This window comes from Bradyrhizobium sp. SSBR45G, assembly GCF_030159255.1.
Lineage (GTDB): Bacteria > Pseudomonadota > Alphaproteobacteria > Rhizobiales > Xanthobacteraceae > Bradyrhizobium.
Genome location: NZ_BSCT01000066.1, coordinates 1 through 20,094 on the forward strand (window position 1 = coordinate 1; position 20,094 = coordinate 20,094).

19 protein-coding genes are annotated in these 20,094 nt (G+C 65.7%); 9 read left to right on the forward strand and 10 right to left on the reverse strand.

The features are described 5' to 3' along the window. Positions 1–92: 92 nt before the first annotated feature. Positions 93–1,166, reverse strand: coding sequence for a tartrate dehydrogenase (locus QQL87_RS36705; RefSeq protein ID WP_284423999.1), 1,074 nt, complete (start codon positions 1,164–1,166; stop codon positions 93–95). Between the two features lie 169 nt (positions 1,167–1,335). Between QQL87_RS36705 and QQL87_RS36710 the strand changes: the two genes are divergently transcribed. The 6 genes from QQL87_RS36710 (at position 1,336) to QQL87_RS36735 (ending at position 9,043) form a co-directional block, all read left to right on the forward strand. Then, positions 1,336–2,112, forward strand: a complete 777-nt coding sequence (locus tag QQL87_RS36710) for an SDR family oxidoreductase (RefSeq protein ID WP_284423998.1) — start codon at positions 1,336–1,338, stop codon at positions 2,110–2,112. Between the two features lie 79 nt (positions 2,113–2,191). Continuing rightward, the gene (locus QQL87_RS36715) at positions 2,192–3,613 is read left to right on the forward strand and encodes an amidase (protein WP_284423997.1); all 1,422 of its coding nucleotides are present in this window, start codon (positions 2,192–2,194) and stop codon (positions 3,611–3,613) included. 395 nt (positions 3,614–4,008) lie between these two features. Further along, positions 4,009–5,334 (forward strand): MFS transporter, encoded by a 1,326-nt coding sequence (locus QQL87_RS36720; RefSeq protein WP_284423996.1) that lies wholly within the window; start codon positions 4,009–4,011, stop codon positions 5,332–5,334. Positions 5,335–5,360: 26 nt separating this feature from the next. Next, the gene (locus tag QQL87_RS36725; protein WP_284423995.1) at positions 5,361–6,023 is read left to right on the forward strand and encodes a sulfite oxidase-like oxidoreductase; all 663 of its coding nucleotides are present in this window, start codon (positions 5,361–5,363) and stop codon (positions 6,021–6,023) included. 416 nt (positions 6,024–6,439) lie between these two features. Continuing rightward, positions 6,440–6,805, forward strand: coding sequence for a hypothetical protein (locus QQL87_RS36730; RefSeq protein ID WP_284423994.1), 366 nt, complete (start codon positions 6,440–6,442; stop codon positions 6,803–6,805). A 1,020-nt stretch (positions 6,806–7,825) separates the two neighbouring features. Next, the gene (locus QQL87_RS36735; protein WP_284423993.1) at positions 7,826–9,043 is read left to right on the forward strand and encodes a bifunctional alpha/beta hydrolase/OsmC family protein; all 1,218 of its coding nucleotides are present in this window, start codon (positions 7,826–7,828) and stop codon (positions 9,041–9,043) included. Positions 9,044–9,276: 233 nt separating this feature from the next. Here the strand turns inward: QQL87_RS36735 and QQL87_RS36740 are convergent, their stop codons facing one another. Next, the gene (locus QQL87_RS36740; RefSeq protein WP_284424001.1) at positions 9,277–10,323 is read right to left on the reverse strand and encodes a YeeE/YedE family protein; all 1,047 of its coding nucleotides are present in this window, start codon (positions 10,321–10,323) and stop codon (positions 9,277–9,279) included. Between the two features lie 301 nt (positions 10,324–10,624). Between QQL87_RS36740 and paaI the strand changes: the two genes are divergently transcribed. Together paaI and paaK are read left to right on the forward strand one after the other, a co-directional pair. Further along, entirely contained in the window at positions 10,625–11,029 is a 405-nt protein-coding gene (paaI, locus tag QQL87_RS36745; protein ID WP_284424000.1) for a hydroxyphenylacetyl-CoA thioesterase PaaI, read from the forward strand. A 41-nt stretch (positions 11,030–11,070) separates the two neighbouring features. Continuing rightward, positions 11,071–12,393, forward strand: a complete 1,323-nt coding sequence (gene paaK, locus QQL87_RS36750) for a phenylacetate--CoA ligase PaaK (RefSeq protein WP_284423992.1) — start codon at positions 11,071–11,073, stop codon at positions 12,391–12,393. Between the two features lie 142 nt (positions 12,394–12,535). Here paaK and paaE read toward each other — a convergent pair whose 3' ends face one another. The 8 genes from paaE to QQL87_RS36790 all read right to left on the reverse strand — a co-directional run bounded on the left by paaE (position 12,536) and on the right by QQL87_RS36790 (position 18,927). Next, positions 12,536–13,615, reverse strand: a complete 1,080-nt coding sequence (gene paaE, locus QQL87_RS36755) for a 1,2-phenylacetyl-CoA epoxidase subunit PaaE (protein WP_284423991.1) — start codon at positions 13,613–13,615, stop codon at positions 12,536–12,538. Positions 13,616–13,720: 105 nt separating this feature from the next. After that, positions 13,721–14,224, reverse strand: a complete 504-nt coding sequence (gene paaD / locus QQL87_RS36760; RefSeq protein WP_284423990.1) for a 1,2-phenylacetyl-CoA epoxidase subunit PaaD — start codon at positions 14,222–14,224, stop codon at positions 13,721–13,723. Beyond that, positions 14,218–14,994: a 1,2-phenylacetyl-CoA epoxidase subunit PaaC gene (paaC, locus tag QQL87_RS36765; RefSeq protein ID WP_284423989.1), complete on the reverse strand. Its 777-nt coding sequence runs from the start codon at positions 14,992–14,994 to the stop codon at positions 14,218–14,220. Before paaC ends, paaD begins: the two co-directional genes overlap by 7 nt. Before the next feature lie 145 nt (positions 14,995–15,139). After that, positions 15,140–15,427 (reverse strand): 1,2-phenylacetyl-CoA epoxidase subunit PaaB, encoded by a 288-nt coding sequence (paaB, locus tag QQL87_RS36770; protein WP_009025702.1) that lies wholly within the window; start codon positions 15,425–15,427, stop codon positions 15,140–15,142. 15 nt (positions 15,428–15,442) lie between these two features. Continuing rightward, a complete protein-coding gene (gene paaA / locus QQL87_RS36775) occupies positions 15,443–16,432 on the reverse strand; it encodes a 1,2-phenylacetyl-CoA epoxidase subunit PaaA (protein ID WP_284423988.1) in 990 nt (329 codons plus the stop codon). A gap of 78 nt (positions 16,433–16,510) precedes the next feature. Beyond that, positions 16,511–17,392: a phenylacetic acid degradation operon negative regulatory protein PaaX gene (gene paaX, locus QQL87_RS36780; RefSeq protein WP_284423987.1), complete on the reverse strand. Its 882-nt coding sequence runs from the start codon at positions 17,390–17,392 to the stop codon at positions 16,511–16,513. Positions 17,393–17,485: 93 nt separating this feature from the next. Continuing rightward, positions 17,486–17,962 carry a phasin gene (locus QQL87_RS36785; protein ID WP_284423986.1) on the reverse strand — a complete coding sequence of 159 codons (477 nt, stop codon included), beginning with the start codon at positions 17,960–17,962 and terminating at the stop codon, positions 17,486–17,488. 188 nt (positions 17,963–18,150) lie between these two features. Next, the gene (locus QQL87_RS36790; protein WP_284423985.1) at positions 18,151–18,927 is read right to left on the reverse strand and encodes a hypothetical protein; all 777 of its coding nucleotides are present in this window, start codon (positions 18,925–18,927) and stop codon (positions 18,151–18,153) included. Positions 18,928–19,074: 147 nt separating this feature from the next. On the opposite strand from QQL87_RS36790, the gene QQL87_RS36795 reads away from it, so the two are divergent. Beyond that, positions 19,075–19,995: an alpha/beta fold hydrolase gene (locus tag QQL87_RS36795; protein ID WP_284423984.1), complete on the forward strand. Its 921-nt coding sequence runs from the start codon at positions 19,075–19,077 to the stop codon at positions 19,993–19,995. Positions 19,996–20,094 lie beyond the last annotated feature (99 nt).

Below are 20,094 nucleotides of genomic sequence, written 5' to 3' on the forward strand. Positions count from 1 at the left end.
GCCGAGGCATTCTCAAAACTCAAATCAACCGTTGCACTTCAACCGTGAGTCCATCCCCCGGCGTTCGCCGGGGCGACCACAAACAACAGCGACTAATCCACCATATCAGCAACCGCCTTGCCGCACGCCGTCGTATCGGCATTGCCGCCGAGATCCCGCGTGCGCAACGTCCGCTCGGCCAGCGTCCGCTCGATCGCGCCGACGATCGACTGCGCCGCGGTCTTTTCGCCGAGATGCTCCAGCATCATCGCGCCCGACCAGATCATGCCGATCGGATTGGCGATGCCCTGCCCGGCGATGTCAGGCGCCGAGCCGTGCACCGGCTCGAACACCGACGGGAAATTGCGCTCGGGATTGATGTTGCCCGACGGCGCGATGCCGATGGTGCCGGTGCAGGCGGGGCCGAGATCCGAGAGGATGTCGCCAAACAGGTTGGAGCCGACGACGACGTCGAACCAGTCGGGATGCAGCACGAAGTTCGCGGTGAGAATGTCGATGTGGTACTTGTCCCACTTCACGCCCGGATAGTTTTTCGCCATCGCCTCGACGCGCTCGTCCCAGTAAGGCATCGTGATCGAGATGCCGTTCGACTTGGTCGCCGAGGTCAGGTGCTTCTTCGGCCTGGATTGCGCGAGTTCGAAGGCGAACTTCAGAATGCGGTCGACGCCGGTGCGCGTCATCACCGTCTGCTGCGTAACGAACTCGCGGTCGGTGTCCGGGAACATGCGGCCGCCGACGGAGGAATACTCGCCCTCAGTGTTCTCGCGCACCACCCAGAAATCGATGTCGCCGGGCTTGCGTCCCACCAGCGGGCTGGGCACGCCGGGCATCAGGCGCACGGGGCGCAGGTTCACATACTGATCGAACTCGCGGCGAAACTTGATCAGCGAGCCCCACAGCGAGACGTGGTCGGCGATCTTGGCCGGCCAGCCGACGGCGCCGAAATAGATCGCGTCATGGCCGCCGATCTGCGCCTTCCAGTCGTCCGGCATCATCTGGCCGTGCTTCTCGTAATAGTCGTAGCTCGAGAAGTCGAAATGATCGAACTGCACCGCGACGCCGTGCTTCCTGGCGGCGGCCTCGATCACGCGAATGCCCTCGGGCATGACCTCCTTGCCGATGCCGTCGCCGGGAATGACTGCGATGCGATAGGGCTTCTTGCTCATCGAGCGGATCCTCACATGGTCGCCGGCTGTCCCGGCCGAAATCGTCGATCGCCTGAATGGACCAAACGCCGCGCGAGCGCAACGCTGCGGTGCAAGATTGACCGCATGGCTGACGCGCAAGACAATCGCGTAAGACAATCCGGCCTCCTCCCATCCAGCGAGCACCTCCATGGACCTTCATCTGCGCGGCAAGCGCGTTCTCATCACCGGCGCCTCCAAGGGGATCGGCGCCGCGGCGGCCGAAGCCTTTGCCGAGGAAGGCTGCCATGTCCGCCTTGCCGCGCGCAGCGCCGACCGGCTCTCCGCCCTGGTCGAGCAGCTCCGCTCCAAGCACCAGATCGATGCGGCCGCCCATGTCGTCGACCTGCGCAAATCCGAGGACGTCGCGCGGCTGGCGCAGGAGGCCGCCGACATCGACATCCTCGTCAACAATGCCGGCGACATTCCGGGCGGCGCTATCGACAAGATCGACGAGGCGGGCTGGCGGCATGCCTGGGATTTGAAAGTGTTCGGGTTCATCAACCTGACCCGGCTGGTCTATGCTGCCATGAAGGCGCGCGGCGGCGGCGTGATCGTCAACGACATCGGCGCGGCCGGCGAGAAGTTCGACGCCAACTACATCTGCGGCAGCGCCGGTAATGCGGCGCTGATGGCCTTCACCCGCGCGCTCGGCTCCAAGAGCCTCGCCGACAACATCCGCGTCGTCGGCATCAATCCCGGGCCGGTCGGCACCGACCGCCACGTCACCCTGCTGAAGACCCGCGCCCAGCAGCAGTTCGGCGACGAGAGCCGCTACACGGAATTCCAGAAAAGCCTGCCGCTCGGCCGTCCCGCACACGTCAGAGAGATCGCCGATCTGATGGCGTTCCTGGCCTCCGACCGCGCCGGCTACACCTCCGGCGTGATCTATACCGTCGACGGCGGCATCAGCGCAGGGTGGGGTTGACGGCCGCGACCTTTCCACCTCGCCGCAAACGTGATCTACAACTTTGCGCCGGGACGCTTCCAATCAGGAGAACCAAGCTTTGGCCGACCAGGGATTGATCCGCGAGACCGCCTGCAGCGTCGTCGACAAGTTGAAGTCCGGCGAGGTCACGCCGCTCGATTGCCTCGACGCGCTGGAGGCGCGCATCAGCGACGTCGACGGCAAGGTCAATGCGCTGCCAACGCTGTGCTTCGATCGCGCACGCGATCACGCCAAGGCGCTGATGCGGAAACCGGCCGCCGCGCGCGGCGTGCTCGCCGGGCTGCCCGTGCCGATCAAGGACCTCACCGACGTCGCCGGCGTGCTCACCACCCAGGGCTCGCCGATCTTCAAGGACCGGATTCCGGAACGCTCCGATCTGATGGTCGCGCATCTCGAAGCCAATGGCGGCGTGATCTACGCCAAGTCGAACACGCCGGAGTTCGGCGCCGGCGCCAACACCTTCAACGAGGTGTTCGGTGCGACGCGCAATCCCTGGGACACGTCCCGCTCGGCGGCCGGCTCCTCGGGCGGCGCGGCCGTCGCGCTCGCGACCGGCATGGCCTGGCTCGCACACGGCTCCGACATGGGCGGCTCGCTGCGCAACCCAGCGAGCTTCTGCGGCATCGTCGGCCTGCGCCCGAGCTTCGGCCGCGTCGCGCATACGCCGGCCGTCGCCGTCGACCGCAATCTCGGCGTCCAGGGCCCGATGGCCCGCAATGTCCAGGACCTCGCGCTGCTGCTGGATGCGATGAGCGGCGAGCATGCCGCCGATCCGATCTCGCTGCCCTCGCCCGCGACCTCGTTCCTGGCCGCAGCCCGTTCGGCCAAGAAGCCGGTCCGCGTCGCCTATTCGCCCGATCTCGGCATCACGCCGGTCGATCCCGAGGTCGCCGCCGTCACGCGCAAGGCGGCGCAGCGCTTCGCCGAGCTCGGCGTGATCGTCGAGGAGGCGCATCCCGATTTCAGCGAAGCGCATGACTGCTTCCACGTGCTGCGCGCGCTCGACTTCGCGATGAGCAAGCAGGAGCTGCTGCGCACCAAGCGTGACCTGCTGAAGCCCGAGGTGATCTGGAACATCGAGGAAGGCCTGAAGCTCACGGTCGCGCAGATCGCGCGCGCCGAGGCCCAGCGCGTCGCGATCACCGCGCGCGCGGTGACGTTCTTCGAGACCTATGACCTGCTGCTGGCGCCGGCCACCATCGTGCCGCCCTTCCCGGTCGAGAACCGCTACGTCGCCGAATGCGCCGGCCATAAGTTCGACAACTACGTGCAGTGGCTCGGCATCGTCTACGCGATCACGCTGGCCTGCTGCCCGGCTTTGTCGCTGCCCTGCGGCTTCACCGCGTCGGGCCTGCCGGTCGGGCTGCAGATGATCGCGGCGCCGCGCAACGACGCCGGACTGCTCGCGGGCGCCAAGGTGCTGGAAGATATCCTCGGTGTCGCCAGTTCCACACCGATCGATCCGCGCGCGCCGAGGTAACGGATCACTCCCATCGTCTTGCCCCTCATCCTGATCTTAACCCTCATCCTGAGGAGCCGCGTAGCGGCATCTCGAAGGATGAGGCCCGAGCGGGCCTCGTGGTTCGAGACGCGCCGCAAGAGCGGCGCTCCTCACCATGAGGGGAATGACTTTCGCCGCGGCTTCCCCCTCACCATGAGGAGCCCACCGAAGGCGGGCGTCTCGAAGGGCGAGGCCCGGACCTTGGCCTCATGGTTCGAGACGCGCCGTCGGCGCTCCTCACCATGAGGGGCGGGAGTTTGCATCGGCGCAGAGTTCCAGGCGCTGAAGATGAGCCCCAGGTCCGCTATCGGCTGTTTTGACAATCCGGGCCGCTGCCGTAGAACGGTCACGAAACCGTTGCCCGGAGACCGGACATGACAGACCAGGCGCTCGAGCCAGCCGTAGAACCTGCCACGACGCTCGCCGATGTCGAGCGCCGCATCAAGGCGATCCTGATCGGCTCGGCCGGCAACCTGGTCGAATGGTACGATTTCTACGCCTATACGGCGTTCGCCCTATACTTTGCGCCGGCCTTCTTCCCGTCGAAGGATCCCGTCGTCGAGCAGCTCAATGCCGCGGTGGTCTTCGCCGCCACCTTCCTGATGCGCCCGCTCGGTGGCTGGGTGTTCGGCTATCTCGCCGATCGCTATGGCCGGCGACTGTCGCTGACGGTTTCGGTGCTCTGCATGTGCTTCGGCTCGCTGATCATCGCGGTGACGCCGACCTACGCCACCATCGGGATCGCCGCGCCCATCATCCTGGCGCTCGCCCGCGTCATCGAAGGCCTCAGCCTCGGCGGCGAGTACGGCGCCAGCGCCACCTATCTGTCCGAGGTTGCCGACGCCAAGCATCGCGGCTTCTATTCGAGCTTCCAGTACGTCACCTTGATCGGCGGTCAGCTCACCGCGATCATCGTGCTCCTGCTGCTGCAGAAGGTGTTCCTGACCACCGACGAGTTGAAGGCCTGGGGCTGGCGCATTCCGTTTTTCATCGGCGCCTGCCTCGCCGTCTTCACCGCCGTCATGCGGCGGAACCTGCATGAAACCGAGGCCTTCGTGGAAGCAAAGAAGACGGCCGGTCCCTCGGGCTCGATCACCGCGCTGCTGAAATATCCGCGGGAGCTGCTGCTCGTGGTCGGCCTCACGGCGGGCGGCACGGCGGCATTCTACACCTTCACGACCTACATGCAGACCTTCGTCAAGCTCTCGGTCGGCCTCACCGAGGACCAGACCACGATGGTGATCTTCGGCTCGCTGCTGTTCGCCTGCGTGCTGCAGCCGGTGTACGGCGCGATCTCAGACCGTATCGGCCGCAAGCCGCTGCTGATCTTCTTCGGCGTGGCCGGCACGCTGTCGACGATCCCGATCCTCACTGCGCTCAAGGCCACCAAGGAGCCGTTCACGGCCTTCCTGCTGATCTGCAGCGCCTGGATCTTCACGGCCGGCTATACCTCGATCAACGCGGTGGTCAAGGCCGAGCTGTTCCCGACCAATGTCCGCGCGCTCGGCGTCGGCCTGCCCTATGCGATCACGGTTTCGCTGTTCGGCGGCACCGCGCCGGCGATCGCCCTCTACTTCAAGAGCATCGGCCATGAGACCTGGTTCTATTATTACCTGTCGGGCGTCATCTTCCTGTCGCTGCTGATCTATGCGACCATGCGTGACACCAAGCATGCCTCGGCGATGCACCGGCATGCGTGAGCAGACCCAATCCACGAGGTGCTGAGATGGCTGACGAGTCCGGGCTGCCGCCCGAAAGCAAGCTGACCCGCAGCAAGGAGCGCTGGGCCCGCGAGGGCAAGTTCCTGACCGGCCGCACCGTGCGGCCCGAGGACCGGCGCCTGCCGCCGGGCCAGCATCTGACCCGCGACTGGCCGGTGCTCGACCTCGGCCTGACGCCCACGGTCACGCGCGAGCGCTGGCGGCTCGACGTCTACGGCGCGGTCGAGACCCCGCTGTTCTGGGACTGGCCCGCCTTCCTCGCCCAGGAGCAGCGCCAGTTCGTCTCCGACATCCATTGCGTGACGACCTGGTCGCGCTACGACAATCAATGGGAGGGGCTGGCCACGCGCGACCTGCTCGCCGCCTGCCGGCCGCGCGAGCACGCTGATTTCGTCGTGCTGCATTCCTATGACGGCTACACCACCAACCTGACGCTGGAGGATTTCGCCGCCGAGGACGCGCTGCTCGCGCACAGCTGGTCCGGCGCGCCGATCGCGGGCGAGCATGGCGGCCCGGTGCGCGTCGTGGTGCCGCATCTGTATTTCTGGAAGAGCGCGAAATGGCTGAAGGCGATCGAATTCCTGGACAAGGACCAGCCCGGCTATTGGGAGGTGCGCGGCTATCACAACCGCGGCGATCCCTGGGCCGAGCAGCGCTATTCGGACTGACGGGCTTCCGTGTCGCCGAGCCCACGGAGCCGTAGGGCGGGCAAAGACGCGGATCGCGTCGTGCCCACCGTCGCCCTGCTGAAAAGAAAAGAATGGTGGGCACGCTTCGCTTTGCCGACCCCACCCGCCGAGTTCTTGCAAACATCCAAGAGCGACTGCACGATACAGCGCCCTCTCCCCTTGCGGGAGAGGGCATCTCCGTCCTAACCAAGGGCTCGTTTGGGTGAGGGGTATCCCTCCGCGGACCGCGCTCGTGGAGACATCCCCCACCCAAGTGAGTTTGCGGTTCTGTCCTACATGCCCTCTCCCGCAAGGGGAGAGGGCGCAGCCAGGACCACCGTGATGTTGGAATCCGACAAGCTCCGAGCTGCGGTCACCACGATGATCGTCAAGTCCGAACGTGCCAGAGATATCGCATGGAGTTCACCTCAGAGACCGGCAAGATCCCCAAGGGCTATGGGTATCTTCTCAAGCCTTCCGTCATTCTCGCCGCCCTGACCGCAAGAGATCTCGGCGGCATTCGCATCCACCTCGTGCGCAGCCACGGCAGGCGTCTGTTCGATGCGCGATACCGGCCGCCGGACGGCGACATTCCCTATGAGCGTCTCAACATCAAAGTCGGCACCGCGCACGAGCGCGACTTGCCTCCCCTTCGCCGGCGCGCGAAGGAGGAAGGCCTGCCCGCGCTGGTCCAATGGATTTCCGATCTCGTCGCGCAAGACCTGCCGACAGCGATCCGGAACGGCGAACAGGAGATCGAGCTTCTGCCGCCGCGGGAGTGATCATGGCTGCGTCGCGTGCGCGATCGATGGCCTCCCGGCACGGGCAAGCCACCGCATTTGCCGACGGCAGTTTGTTCGCTCTTCTCTCTCCACGTCGTCATGGCCGGGCCTGTCCCGGCCATCCACGTCGTTCGACATCCGGGGAGCGACGTAGATGCCCGGGACAAGCCCGGGCATGACGGAGTAAACCCATGAGCAGCATTGTTCGTCGTGACAGCCCCGACTGCCAAATGCGATAGTTCTGTGGTCCCCGGACCTGAGATATTCCCTATTGCAGATTTCTGAAAATCGTGATTTACTCTCCGCCATCCCGCCTCGTTGCAGAGGGACGGATCGCGATCGTCACGGACGTGGAGCGCGGGATGCGGTGGGCGCAACGGGTCGCAGCGTGGACTTCCATGCGGACGAACGATCCGGTGCGCACGGTGAAATCGTGTGGTCTTGACGCCGCGGTGCTGGCGTCAAATTGCGGTGCGGATGACGCGCGTCGCGATGACGGGGGCAAGACAGCCGTTCCCCGGAGAGAGCACGTATAAGCCGTTCCAACCATTGCGCAGGGAAGGCCGGGATGTCCTCAGCCGAACCTGTGGTTCTGCCGCCTGCATTTTTTTCCGCAGGCGGACCATGGGGGCGGCAGGCTCCCGACCTTCCCTGCGCCCTCTCGATTGCGAGAGGCGCGAGATATCCGCAAAGCTCGGGCCGTGCAGGCCGCGAGACGGCGTCATCATTTCTGCAGTTGATGCAGATGCAGCACGGGGTGTCGTTGCCGATGTCATCGCGTTGTTGCTGAGCCCCTGGATCGCTCCGCTTGCGCTCGCGATGACGGAGTTTGTGGAGCGTTCGCGGCCCGCCACGGCCGTCGTTGCGAGCGCAAGCGAAGCAATCCAGGGGCCGCACGAAAGGTGCCGATCGCTTCAACGCCCCGACACATGCAGGCCCGATCTGCTATATGACAATGTGAGGCGATGCGGCGTCCTCGCCGCGCGCTGCCGTGAACACGCAACGATTGGGAACTCCATCATGCCGACCGAACGTTTCCAGTTTGAAGGCGCCGGCGGTGACAGGCTGTCCGCCGCGCTCGACCTCCCCGACGGCGAGCCGCGGGCCTATGCGCTGTTCGCGCACTGCTTCTCCTGCGGCAAGGACACCCATGCGGCGCGGCGCATCGCGATGGCGCTGACGGCGCATGGCATCGCGGTGCTCCGGTTCGACTTCACCGGCCTCGGCTCGAGCGAAGGCGACTTCGCCAACACGACGTTTTCGTCCAACGTGGCCGACCTCGTCCGCGCCGCCGAGCATCTGCGCGAAACACGGCAGGCGCCGGCGATCCTGATCGGCCACAGCCTCGGCGGCGCCGCCGTGCTGGCGGCAGCTGGCGACATTCCCGATGCGAAAGCCGTGGTGACGATCGCGGCCCCGTCCGACCCGGCGCATGTCACCGACATGTTCAAAGGCAGCCTGGAGGCGATCCGCCGCGACGGTTCGGCGGAAGTCTCGCTCGCCGGCCGTCCGTTCCGGATCAGCGCGTCGTTCCTCGACGACGTCGCCGAGCAGCGCCTGCTCGACAAGGTCAAGCATCTGCACAAGGCGCTGCTGATCATGCACTCGCCTGTTGACGACACCGTCGGCATCGACAATGCGACGCACATCTTCGTCGCCGCCAAGCATCCGAAGAGCTTCATTTCGCTGGATCACGCCGATCATCTGATCAGCCGGAAAGAGGACGCCGCCTATATCGCCGAGGTCATCGCAAGCTGGGCCAATCGCTACGTCGCGCCGGCGGCCGTCGAGCCCGCAGCCAAGGATGGTCCGCGCGACGTCGTCGTCCGCGAGACCAAATCCAGCAAGCTGCAGCAGCACATCGCGCTCGGCCCGCACCATCTCACCGCGGACGAGCCTCTCTCCGTCGGCGGCCAGGACACCGGCCCTGGCCCTTACGACCTGCTGCTTGCCGCGCTCGGCGCCTGCACCTCGATGACGATGCGGCTCTATGCCGACCGCAAGGCACTGCCGCTCGATCGCATCACCGTCACGCTGCGCCACAGCAAGATTCATGCGGAGGATTGCGCGGAATGCGAGACCAGGGTCGGGTTGATCGACCAGCTCGAACGCGAGATCCATCTGGATGGCACACTCGACGAGGAGCAGCGCAAGAAGCTGATGGAGATCGCCGACAAATGCCCGGTGCACCGGACCCTGGCATCGGAGATCCGCATCGTCACGCGCGCGGTGGAGTAAGCTTGAAACACAGCTCGATGCGTGATGTTCGACGGCGGTGCGCCGCCTCTCCCCGTCCTTACGGGGAGAGGGTTGGGGTGAGGGGCAGACGCACAGGAAGTGTATGTGGTGAGACCTGTACCCCCTCACCCGGATTGCATCTTCGATGCAATCCGACCTCTCCCCGCAAGCGGGGCGAGGTACACCGAGCCAGCCGCAAGATGGCTCTTTGTTCAATAGAAACGCATCGTGATTCAACGCGCCGGCTGCGGCTCGATCTTGAGCGGCCGCACCCGCAACGCGCCGCGCAGGCCCGTCGCGGTGCCGATGAAGATGCCGCCAATGGCGACGAACGACGGCAGCGCCAGGGTCGACAGGCCGCTCAGCCCCTGCCCGACCGAGCAGCCCAGCGCCATGACGCCGCCTATCCCCATCAGCGCAGCGCCGCCGGCCGAGCGCAGCATGTGGTGCGGCGAGTCAAAGCCCTCGAGCTTGAAGCGACGCGTGACAAGCGCCGTCACGAGGCTGCCGGAGAGCACGCCGGCCACCGTCGCGATGCCGAAATTCACCGTCGAGCCGGTCGACAGCATCACATATTGCAGGCCATCGGCGATCGGCGCGACGAAGGTCAGCGACGCCACCGGCACGGGATTGAAATCATCGGCGCCGAGAGTGCCGGTCGCGAACCACCCTGCGGCGATCAGGAGCCCGACAATCAGACCCGCGAGCATCTGCCCCGGCGCACGGCGGAACGGCGCATGCGCGAAGGCGAAGGCGATCAGCGCGCCGCCGAGCGCGAGCGCCGGCAAAAGCCGCGCCGGCGCGCCATGCAGGCCGGAGGCCGACAGCAGCGCCGGCAGCGAGGTTGCCGTCGCCGTGGTCTGCGAGCCCTGCAGCAGCGCGATCCGCAGCGGCGCGATCAGGCCCTTCAAGGTCATCTCGGCCGCAATCGCCAGCACCGTCACCACGACGAAGGAGCGCAGATTGCCACGGCCGAGCAGCACCAGCGCGCGCGAGCCGCAGCCATTGGCCAGCACCATGCCATAGCCGAACAGGACGCCGCCGGCGAATATCAGCGGCACGGAGAACGTCGCCTGCAGATAGATCGACTTGCCGAGATCGACAGACCCATTGGCCGAGAGCACCTGAGTGGACACGATCGCAATTCCCATCGCCAGCGCATAGGTCCGAACCAGCCGGCCGTCGCCATCGGCCCACCAGCCGCGCAGGCTGCTCATCATGCAGAAGCCGCTGACGAGGCCGACCACGCCATAGATCAGGCCGATCAGGACACCGGCCATCACGGCCAGATTGGCGGCTTCCGGCACGATCGAGAGTCCTTCTGGTTGCGGAAAAAGCGGCGGCCACACGCACGTTGCGCACGCAAGCGCTTTCGCTTGACGCGCGCGGAAACTTTGCCACGATGTCAGGCCTAACTAGATGAGAATGCTTGTTCCAACAAGCATCAGCGGGAGAGAACGCCGTGGTTTCACAAGCGCAGCCGTTTGCGTGGCCGATGGCCCATGCGTGCCTGGAGACTCGACGGTGAGCGCCGGGACGGCCCTCTCCCCCGACGCCCTGGCGCGCGCCTGCGCCGATGCGATGTGGCAGGACGACCGCGCCAGCCAGGGGCTCGGCATGCAGATCGTCGAGATCGGCCCGGGGCGTGCCACCCTGCAGATGACGGTGCAGCCGCACATGGTGAACGGCCACGGCATCGCCCATGGTGGCTTCATTTTCACCCTCGCCGATTCCGCCTTCGCTTTCGCCTGCAATTCGCACAACGACCGCACCGTGGCCGCCCAGGGCAGCATCAGCTTCATCCGCCCGGGCAAGCTCGGCGACGTCCTGACGGCGCGCGCGCACGAGGTGTCGCGCAGCGGCCGCTCCGGGATCTACGACGTCCGGGTGACCGCTGATGACACCGTCATCGCCGAATTCCGCGGCCATTCTCGCAGCATCGGCGGCACGCTGGTCCCGGCCGGCCCGCCGGACGCCGCGAGCTGAACCGTTTCTTATCGATCGCGCCATCGCCGGAGGACCTGACAATGACCACGCTTCAATCGGCCGGCAGCTACGTGCCCGAGATGGACGACACCGAGCGCGCCTCGCGCGACGAGATCATGGCGCTGCAGACGAGGCGCCTCGCCTGGTCGCTCAAGCACGCCTATGACAACGTCGCCCATTACCGTCGCGCCTTCGACAAGGCCGGCGTGCATCCCTCGGATTTTCGCGAACTCGCCGATCTCGCGAAATTCCCGTTCACGGTGAAGACCGACCTGCGCGACAATTATCCGTTCAACATGTTCGCCGTGCCGCGTGAACAGCTGGTGCGCGTGCACGCCTCCTCAGGGACCACCGGCAAGCCGATCGTGGTCGGCTATACCAGGGCCGACATCGCGACCTGGTCGACCGTGATGGCGCGTTCGATCCGCGCCGCCGGCGGCCGCAGCGGCATGATCATCCACAATGCCTATGGCTATGGGCTGTTCACCGGCGGCCTCGGGGTCCATTACGGCGCAGAGGAATTGGGCTGCACCGTGGTGCCGATCTCCGGCGGCATGACCGAGCGGCAGGTGCAGCTGATCAACGATTTCCGGCCCGACATCATCACGGTGACGCCGAGCTACATGCTGGCGATCCTCGACGAGTTCAAGCGCCAGGGGCTCGATCCCCGGCAGAGCTCGCTCAAGATCGGCATCTTCGGCGCCGAGCCCTGGACCAATGCGATGCGCGCCGAGATCGAGGACGCGTTCGCGATGGACGCCACCGACATCTACGGCCTGTCGGAGGTGATCGGCCCCGGCGTCGCGCAGGAGTGCCTGGAGACCAAGGACGGCCTGCACATCTGGGAGGATCATTTCTATCCGGAGATCGTCGACCCCGACACCGGAAAGGTGCTGCCCGACGGCGAAATCGGCGAGCTGGTGTTCACCTCGCTGACCAAGGAGGCGTTCCCGGTGATCCGCTATCGCACCCGCGACCTGACGCGGTTGCTGCCCGGCACGGCGCGGCCGGGCATGCGGCGGATGGAGAAGGTGACGGGCCGCTCCGACGACATGATCATCCTGCGCGGCGTCAATCTGTTCCCATCGCAGATCGAGGAGATCCTGCTCTCCACCGAATGGTGCGGCGGCCATTTCATGCTGGAGCTGACGCGTGAAGGCCGCATGGACGAGTTGACGATCTACGCCGAGTCGCGCCCCGAGCACTGGGACGAGACCGGCCTCGGCGAGCACGCCGAGCGCATCTCGATCCACATCAAGAATACCATCGGCGTCACGGCAAAGGTGAAGGCGGTCCCGCCCGACACGCTGGAGCGCTCGGCGGGCAAGGCGAAGCGGATCAAGGACAAGCGGCCGGTGGACTAAGCGATGAAGTTGTGACGTGTGAGCTTCGGCAAATGGCCCGGCGGTTCGTCATTGCGAGAGAAGCGAAGCAATCCAGGACTGTGGATGGAACTCTGGATTGCTTCGTCGCTTCGCTCCTCGCAATGACGACCGGGAAACGTCTTCACATATGATCGTAGTCCACCACCACCCGCTCCGTCACCGGCTTCGCCTGGCACGTCAGCACGAAGCCGGCCTGGAGCTCCCAGGGCTCCAGCGAGTAGTTCAGCTCCATCTCGGCCTTGCCCTCGACCAGCTTGGCGCGGCAGGTGGAGCACATGCCGCCTTTGCAGGCGAACGGCAGGTCGACGCCGGCGCGCAGCGCGGCGTCGAGGATGGCCTCGCCGTCGGCGACCGGGACCTCGCGGCGCTTGCCGTCGATGATCAGGGCGGCGATGGCCTTGGGCGGAGCGGAGTCCGGGACGACCATCTTGGGCCGCGGCTTGCCGCTGGCGCCGGAGACGAAGCGCTCGACATGGACGCGCTCATCGGCGATGCCGAGCGCACGGCAGGCGGACTCGATGTCTTCGCTCATCCCGGTGGGGCCGCAGATGAAGACGTGGTCGACGCTCTCGGCCGGCACCAGCGAGCGCAGCAGCAGGCGCACCTTCTCGCCGTCGAGGCGGCCGTGCAGGATCTGGAGATCCTGCTCCTCGCCGGAGATGACGTGGAACAGCGAGAAGCGCTCGAGGAAGCGATCCTTCAGTTCCTCAAGCTCCTCGCGGAACAGCATGCCCGCGGTGGTGCGATTGCCGTAGAACAGGAAGAAGCGGCTATCCGGCTCGCGCGCCAGCACGGCTTTCACGATCGACAGGATCGGCGTGATGCCCGAACCGGCCGCGAAGCCGACATGGGTGCGCGCGGCCTCCGGCTGCAGCGCCACGCCGAAACGCCCGGTCGGCGTCATCACGTCGATCTCGTCGCCGCGCTTCAATTCGTCGGTGACGAAGCTGGAGAAGGCGCCGCCATCGACACGCTTCACCGCGATGCGGATCTCGTTGTCATCCGGACCGGAGCAGATCGAATAGGAACGCCGGACCTCCTCGCCGCCGAGCGTGGTCTTCAGCGTGAGATATTGCCCTGGCGCGAACTGATAGTCCGTCGCGAGCTCGCTTGGAATGGCAAAGGTCAACGACACCGCATCGGGCGCCTCACGGCGCAGGTCACGAACGGCGAGACGATGAAAGCGTGGCGTTGTCGACATCGGTTCTATCCCCGCGTCATTGCGAGCGAAGCGAAGCAATCCAGGGCTACGCGCGAGACTCTGAATTGCTTCGCTGCGCTCGCAATGACGGATGTAGTGGCGGCATCAGTGGCACTTGAAATAATCGAACGGCTCGCGGCACGATTTGCAGCGCCACAGTGCCTTGCACGAGGTGGAGCCGAACTCCGCGAGCTGCTCGGTCTTGACGGAGCCGCATTGCGGGCACGCCACCTCGGCAACGCCGAACAGCGCGCGCCGGCCGCTCGACGGCTGCGGCGGTGCGATGCCGTAGTCTTTCAGCTTGCGCCGCCCGTCTTCGCTCATCCAGTCCGTGGTCCAGGCCGGCGACAGCACCGTGCGAATGTGCGCGTCGCGAAAACCGGCGCGCTCCAGCGCAAGCTCGATCTCCAGCGCAATCATGTTCATCGCCGGACACCCGGAATAGGTCGGCGTGATCGCGACCTCGACGCGGTCGCCAACCACTTCGACCTCGCGCAGCACACCGAGATCGTCGATCGTCAGCACCGGAATTTCCGGGTCAACCACCGACGCAGCCGCCTCCCAGGCGCGCTGGCGCAGCTCAGCCGGGCTGATGTCGGCGACTACCACGTCGCACCGGGGAAGCTGCGCTGCATGTGTTGCAGCTCGCTGAGAAGATGGCCGAGATGCTCGCTGTGCCGGCCGTCGCGGCCGCCCTGCTGCATCCAGTCGTTCTCCGGCAGCACCAGGGTCGCCTCGCGCGCGACGTGCGAGACGATCGACAGCCATTCCGGCAGTAGCATCGTGGGGTCGATAGCAATGCCGGCATCGATCAGGCCGCGCTCGGCCTCGTCGACGCTGAACATTTCGCCGGTGTATGCCCAGAGATCGTCGACCGCTCCTTGCGCGCGGGCATGGCTCTCGTCGGTGCCGTCGCCGAGCCGGATCACCCATTCGCTGGCGTGGCGCAGATGATAGGCGCATTCCTTCTCGGACTTGGCCGCAATCGCAGCCAACGTGGCATCGGTGGAGCCCATCATGCCGCGCCAATAGAGATCGGCGAACGCTGCATAGAACAACTGCCGCACCATCGTGTGCGCGAAGTCGCCATTGGGACGCTCGACCAGCAGCAGGTTGCGATACTGCCTGACGTCGCGGAGATAAGCGAAATTGTCTTCGTCATTGTCGCGCCCCTCGACCTTCGCCGCATAGCCATAGAGCTCGCGGGCCTGGCCGATCAGGTCGAGCGCCATGTTGGACAGCGCCATGTCCTCTTCGAGCATGGGCGCATGGCCGCACCACTCGGAAAGGCGATGGCCGAGGATCAGCGCATCGTCGGCACGGCGCAGCGTGTACAGCACCAGCGGCGTTTCGGAGACGGTGATCGAGGGTGCGGTCATGGTTGATTGCCTTTGCAGCCACGCACTCGACCTCATCCTGAGGAGCCCGCCGCAGGCGGGCGTCTCGAAGGATGGGCCACAAATCACTTCGGGGCCTCATGGTTCGAGACGGCGCTGCGCGCCTCCTCACCATGAGGAGTGGGACCTACATATGCCCGACTTCCTCGGGCACTTCGTAGAAGGTCGGATGGCGATAGATCTTCGATTCCGCCGGCTCGAACATCATGCCCTTGTCGGCGGGATCGGACGCGGTGATCGCGCTCGACGGCACCACCCAGATCGACAGGCCTTCGCCGCGGCGGGTGTAGAGGTCGCGCGCGGCCTGCAGCGCCATGGTGGCGTCGGGGGCGTGCAGCGAGCCGCAATGCTTGTGCGCAAGGCCGTTGCGGCTGCGGATGAAGACCTCCCACAACGGCGTGTTCGGCGTCGCCATCAACGATCTCCCCTGCTATTCGGCGGCTTGCGCCATCTGGCGCCGCGCGCGCTTCTCGGCATAGGCCGCCGCCGCCTCGCGCACCCAGGCGCCATCGGCATGCGCCTTGCGGCGCGCCGCCAGCCGGTCGCGGTTGCACGGGCCGTTGCCGGCCAGCACCTGCTTGAACTCGTTCCAGTCGATCGGGCCATGCACCCAGTGTCCCTGCTCGTCCTGCTTCATCTCAGGATCAGGAATGGTGAGGCCGAGATACTGCGCCTGCGGCACGGTGGCATCGATGAACTTCTGGCGCAGCTCGTCATTCGAGAAGCGCTTGATCTTCCACTTCGTCGAGGTGTCGCTGTGCTGGCTCGCCTGGTCGGGCGGCCCGAACATCATCAGCACCGGCCACCACCACCTGTTCAGGGCATCCTGCGCCATCGCCTTCTGCTCAGCCGTGCCCCGGCACAGCGTGAGCATGATCTCGTAGCCCTGGCGCTGGTGGAACGATTCCTCCTTGCAGACGCGGATCATCGCGCGTGCATAGGGACCGTAGGAGCAGCGGCACAGCGGGATCTGGTTCATGATCGCGGCACCATCGACCAGCCAGCCGATCACGCCGATATCCGCCCAGGTGAGAGTCGGGTAGTTGAAGATCGAGGAATACTTGGCCTTGCCGGCCAGCATCGCGTCAACCAGCTCCTCGCGCGAGGCGCCGAGCGTCTCGGCGGCGGCGTAGAGATAGAGGCCGTGGCCGCATTCGTCCTGGACCTTGGCGAGCAGCGCCGCCTTGCGGCGCAGGCTCGGCGCGCGCGTGATCCAATTGCCCTCGGGCAGCATGCCGACGATTTCGGAATGGGCGTGCTGGGAGATCTGCCGGATCAGCGTCTTGCGATAGGCCGACGGCATCCAGTCGTTCGGCTCGATGCGCTCCTCGGCATCGATGCGCGACTGAAAGCGCGAGGCGCGCACGGCGTCCTCGGCGAGGCTGCCCTCCTCGGGCGAATTAAGCGCCTGCGTATACATGCGGCGGCGTCCTCCCAGGACTTGGTTGCAGGCAACATATTACAAAACTCGAGAGATGCAACCGAATTCCGTAATATATTAGCCGGCCTCATCTTCGTCGGTAAACCGCCGCATCAGCGCCGCATCGGCCGCCGGCAGCGGCCCATCCTCATTGGTCGCATGGGCATCGAGCCAGCGCTCCGAGCCGGGCAGCAGCAGCCGATAGATCTCGCCACAGAGCGCGCGCGCCTGCCGGCCCGGCCAGTTCCGTGGCAGCAGCTCGGCCGGCAGCAGCGGATCGCGCAGCACGATGCGGCGGTAGTGATGGATCAGCAGGATCCGGGCGGTGAAGGCCTGGCCGTCGGACAGCGCATCGCCCCGCTGGATGCTGGCCTCGAGCGGCGCGAAGGAGGCGCTGAACTTGCGGTAGGCGTCCGCGGTCCGCTCCAGCGCCCAGCTTTCCGCCGCCAGCCGCCGCGCCATGTCGGAGCCGGCAGAGGCCTGCAGACGGATCGCCCCGTCCACCGCGTCCGGCACCGCGATGCTCGAGGGCGCCACGAACACGCCCGGCAGCGGGCTGCCGAAGCCAGCGTCGCGCAGCGCGGTCCGCGCCTGCTCGCGATCGTCAGCGCTGCCGAGCAGCAGCAGCTCGAAGCTACCGTTCCATTCCGCCGGCGGGGGGTCATAGATGTGGCGGGTGGCACCGGCGAAGGTCTGCTCGCCGCGCCGCGTCAGGCGATAGAAGCTGTTGCGGCCGCTCTTCGTCCGCTCGAACCAGCCCTCCGCGGTCAGTCGCGACATCGCCGTGCGCACGACGTTGCCGTCGATCGCGAGCCCCTCAAAGAAGGCGAGCAGGCTGCCGAGCCAGACGCTGCCGCCGCGCGGCACGATGGCGTCGCCGAACACGGTGATGATCAGCGATCCCGTGCGCGACGGCTCGCTCTTGAGCTGGTTGACGATGCGGGACAGCGGCTGCGGCATGGCGAAGGCTTTAGCCGGTTTCGCAGACCCGCAAAAGAAAAGGCCCGCACGAAGCGGGCCTTGCAGATCGATCGACTGATGCGCGGAACGCGATCAGGCGGTCTTGTTGTAGGCCTTGGCCATGTTCTCCTGGGCGACCTTGGCACCCTCGGTCACCAGCTTGCCGACATACTCGCTGGTCGACTTCGCACGGGCGACGAGCGCCTCGCCACGAGCACGGGCCAGCTCACCCTGGATCTGAACGGCTTCGCTGATCGACTTGGCGGACGCCAGCCGGTCGAGGCCGTCGAAGAACGCTTCGGTGTCCTGATACAGCGCCTGCTGGATGTTGCGGCTGATCTTGCCGGCCTCGGTGACGCCGTCGAACACGGCGGTCTCGATCGCCGAGGTCACCTTCTCGGAGCCGGCCAGGGCCTCCGCAGCGCGTTCCTTGGCGGTCGACGCGGTCTTCTTGACGAACTCCCGCGCGGACTCGGGCACTTCCATGGTCTGGATATTCTTGAACGCGTCCGTCATCGGCGCGAAAGCCTCCTTGACGGTCTCGAACACTTTGTTGGTCTCGGTGGTCATGGTCGTCTCCATCCTCAATGCGTGTGAGCTATGGGCTCGCTCCGTCCCTTATGAAACCGGAGTGACTCAGCTATATCACTGGAAATGGTGCGACGCAATATTAATATTGCAATGCACCATTCCGGGAGGATGGACGATTGAGGGGGAACCCCGCCTATGGCCGAGCGGACCGGCAGGAAGGCCGCTTCTCAATGCTCGGCAGGCGCGCCGCCGTGCTTCTTGTTGCGGTTCTTTCCCGGCCGAGCCGGCTCAGCGGCCTTCAGGGCCGGATCCTCGGCTTTGGGCTCGACTTCGGCCGGCTGCACCGGCTTCATCAACGTGTCGAGCAGAGCCCGGATCTCACGCAACTCTCCCTCGATCGCGACGGTCGGTGCCGGATCGCGGATCGTGGCAGCCTTCAGCATCTGCTCGATCAGCGCTTTGATCTCGCTCAACTGAGGCGTGACATCGACGGCAGGTTGTGCCGGCGATTGCGGAGCCTTGCTCGCGGCGAGAAGCTCGTTGAGCAAGTCCTTGATGCCATTCAAGTCCGGCTTGACGTCGACGGGGGCCGTCGTCGGCTGAGACTTGGATGCAGCGAGAAGCGCGTCGAGCAAGCCCTTGATCTCGTTCAACTGAGGAGCGAGATCGGCGGGCGGCTTCGACACCGGCAGCGGCGCCTGCGTGGCGGCCAGGAGCTCCTTGAGCAGCGCCCGGGTCTGCGACAGCTCACCTTCGATCGACGCCAGCCGCTCATTCAAGGCGGTGAGCTGACCGCGGCTCGGCACGTTCATGCCGGCGAAGTAGTTTTCCATCAGATCGGCCATGGGCTTGTGTCCGTTTCCAAAACCAGTTGCGGGATCATCGGAGGATGCACGAGGCGTCACGCCCATCGGACGCAGCCGCGTGAAGGCGCTGAAGTTCTTCTGCATCTCGCCGACCATCTGCTGCCAGAATGCGATCGGGTCGCCGGATTTGTTCGCCATCGGCACGCTCCTTCAGACCAACACAAGACTCAAACACAACCTCTCATAGCACGCCTTCGCTGCGTTGCGGGAGATCTTGCAGCCTGCTTCTCTCCAACAACAGAACCGTGCCATAGAGAGTTCCTTGGGGCTTGAAAGAGGGATCACGTGACCGCAACCGTCCATCAGCCGCCGCACATCGCGCGCGCCAACGGTATCGACATCTGCTACGAGATCTTCGGAGACCCCGCCGCGCCGCCTCTCCTGCTCATCATGGGCCTGGGCGCGCAGATGATCATCTGGGACGACGAGTTCTGCGAACAGCTCGCAGCCCGCGGCTTCCGGGTCATCCGCTTCGACAACCGCGACATCGGCCAGTCCAGCAAGCTGCATGGCGGACGCCGGCTGACGCCGTTCGAGCTGCTGAAGCTGCGCTTCTTCAACATTCCGGTCGCGGCGCCCTACAAGCTCCTCGACATGGCCAAGGACACCATCGGGCTGCTGGATGCGCTCGACATCCAGTCGGCGCATCTGGTCGGCGCCTCGATGGGCGGCATGATCGCGCAGGAGATCGCGATCTCCTTTCCCCACCGCGTGCGCTCGCTGACATCGATCATGTCGACGACCGGCAATCCCCGCATCCCGCCGCCGACCCGCGAGGTCGCGATGCTGCTGATGGCGCCGCCACCGAAGACCAAGGACGAGTACATCAAGCGCTTCCAGAAGACCTGGAAGACGCTGCGCGCCGGCTCGTTCCCCGAGGACGAGGCGCGGGACGTGGCGATGGCCGAACGCTGCTTCGCGCGCGGCCTCAATCCGGCCGGCGTCGGCCGCCAGCTGCGCGCGATCCTGGCCTCCGGCAGCCGCAAGCCGCGGCTGCATGCGGTCAAGGCCCCCACCCTGGTGATCCACGGCACGGTCGATCCGCTGGTTCATCCCACCGCCGGCAAGGACACGGCGGAGTCGATCCCGAATGCGAAGCTGCTGATGATCGAACGCATGGGCCACGCCATCCCGCTTCCGACATGGCCGCAGATCATCAGCGCCATCGCCGAGCACGCGCATCGCGCGAATGCGCAGGCGGCCTAGGATCAGTGTTCAGCGCTGACCGAGCTGCCCGCTACACATTCAGCTGTCGTCCCGGCGTTCGCCCATAGGCGCTAAGATAGTTTTAGCATCATTTGATAG

Bases quoted from the DNA above. Each gene is read 5' to 3' on its own strand.
- QQL87_RS36705 (WP_284423999.1), bottom strand. From the start codon at position 1,166: ATGAGCAAGAAGCCCTATCGCATCGCAGTCATTCCCGGCGACGGCATC.
- QQL87_RS36710 (WP_284423998.1), top strand. From the start codon at position 1,336: ATGGACCTTCATCTGCGCGGCAAGCGCGTTCTCATCACCGGCGCCTCC.
- QQL87_RS36720 (WP_284423996.1), top strand. From the start codon at position 4,009: ATGACAGACCAGGCGCTCGAGCCAGCCGTAGAACCTGCCACGACGCTC.
- QQL87_RS36725 (WP_284423995.1), top strand. From the start codon at position 5,361: ATGGCTGACGAGTCCGGGCTGCCGCCCGAAAGCAAGCTGACCCGCAGC.
- QQL87_RS36730 (WP_284423994.1), top strand. From the start codon at position 6,440: ATGGAGTTCACCTCAGAGACCGGCAAGATCCCCAAGGGCTATGGGTAT.
- QQL87_RS36735 (WP_284423993.1), top strand. From the start codon at position 7,826: ATGCCGACCGAACGTTTCCAGTTTGAAGGCGCCGGCGGTGACAGGCTG.
- QQL87_RS36740 (WP_284424001.1), bottom strand. From the start codon at position 10,323: ATGGCCGGTGTCCTGATCGGCCTGATCTATGGCGTGGTCGGCCTCGTC.
- paaI (WP_284424000.1), top strand. From the start codon at position 10,625: ATGTGGCAGGACGACCGCGCCAGCCAGGGGCTCGGCATGCAGATCGTC.
- paaK (WP_284423992.1), top strand. From the start codon at position 11,071: ATGACCACGCTTCAATCGGCCGGCAGCTACGTGCCCGAGATGGACGAC.
- paaE (WP_284423991.1), bottom strand. From the start codon at position 13,615: ATGTCGACAACGCCACGCTTTCATCGTCTCGCCGTTCGTGACCTGCGC.
- paaC (WP_284423989.1), bottom strand. From the start codon at position 14,994: ATGACCGCACCCTCGATCACCGTCTCCGAAACGCCGCTGGTGCTGTAC.
- paaB (WP_009025702.1), bottom strand. From the start codon at position 15,427: ATGGCGACGCCGAACACGCCGTTGTGGGAGGTCTTCATCCGCAGCCGC.
- paaA (WP_284423988.1), bottom strand. From the start codon at position 16,432: ATGTATACGCAGGCGCTTAATTCGCCCGAGGAGGGCAGCCTCGCCGAG.
- paaX (WP_284423987.1), bottom strand. From the start codon at position 17,392: ATGCCGCAGCCGCTGTCCCGCATCGTCAACCAGCTCAAGAGCGAGCCG.
- QQL87_RS36785 (WP_284423986.1), bottom strand. From the start codon at position 17,962: ATGACCACCGAGACCAACAAAGTGTTCGAGACCGTCAAGGAGGCTTTC.
- QQL87_RS36790 (WP_284423985.1), bottom strand. From the start codon at position 18,927: ATGGCGAACAAATCCGGCGACCCGATCGCATTCTGGCAGCAGATGGTC.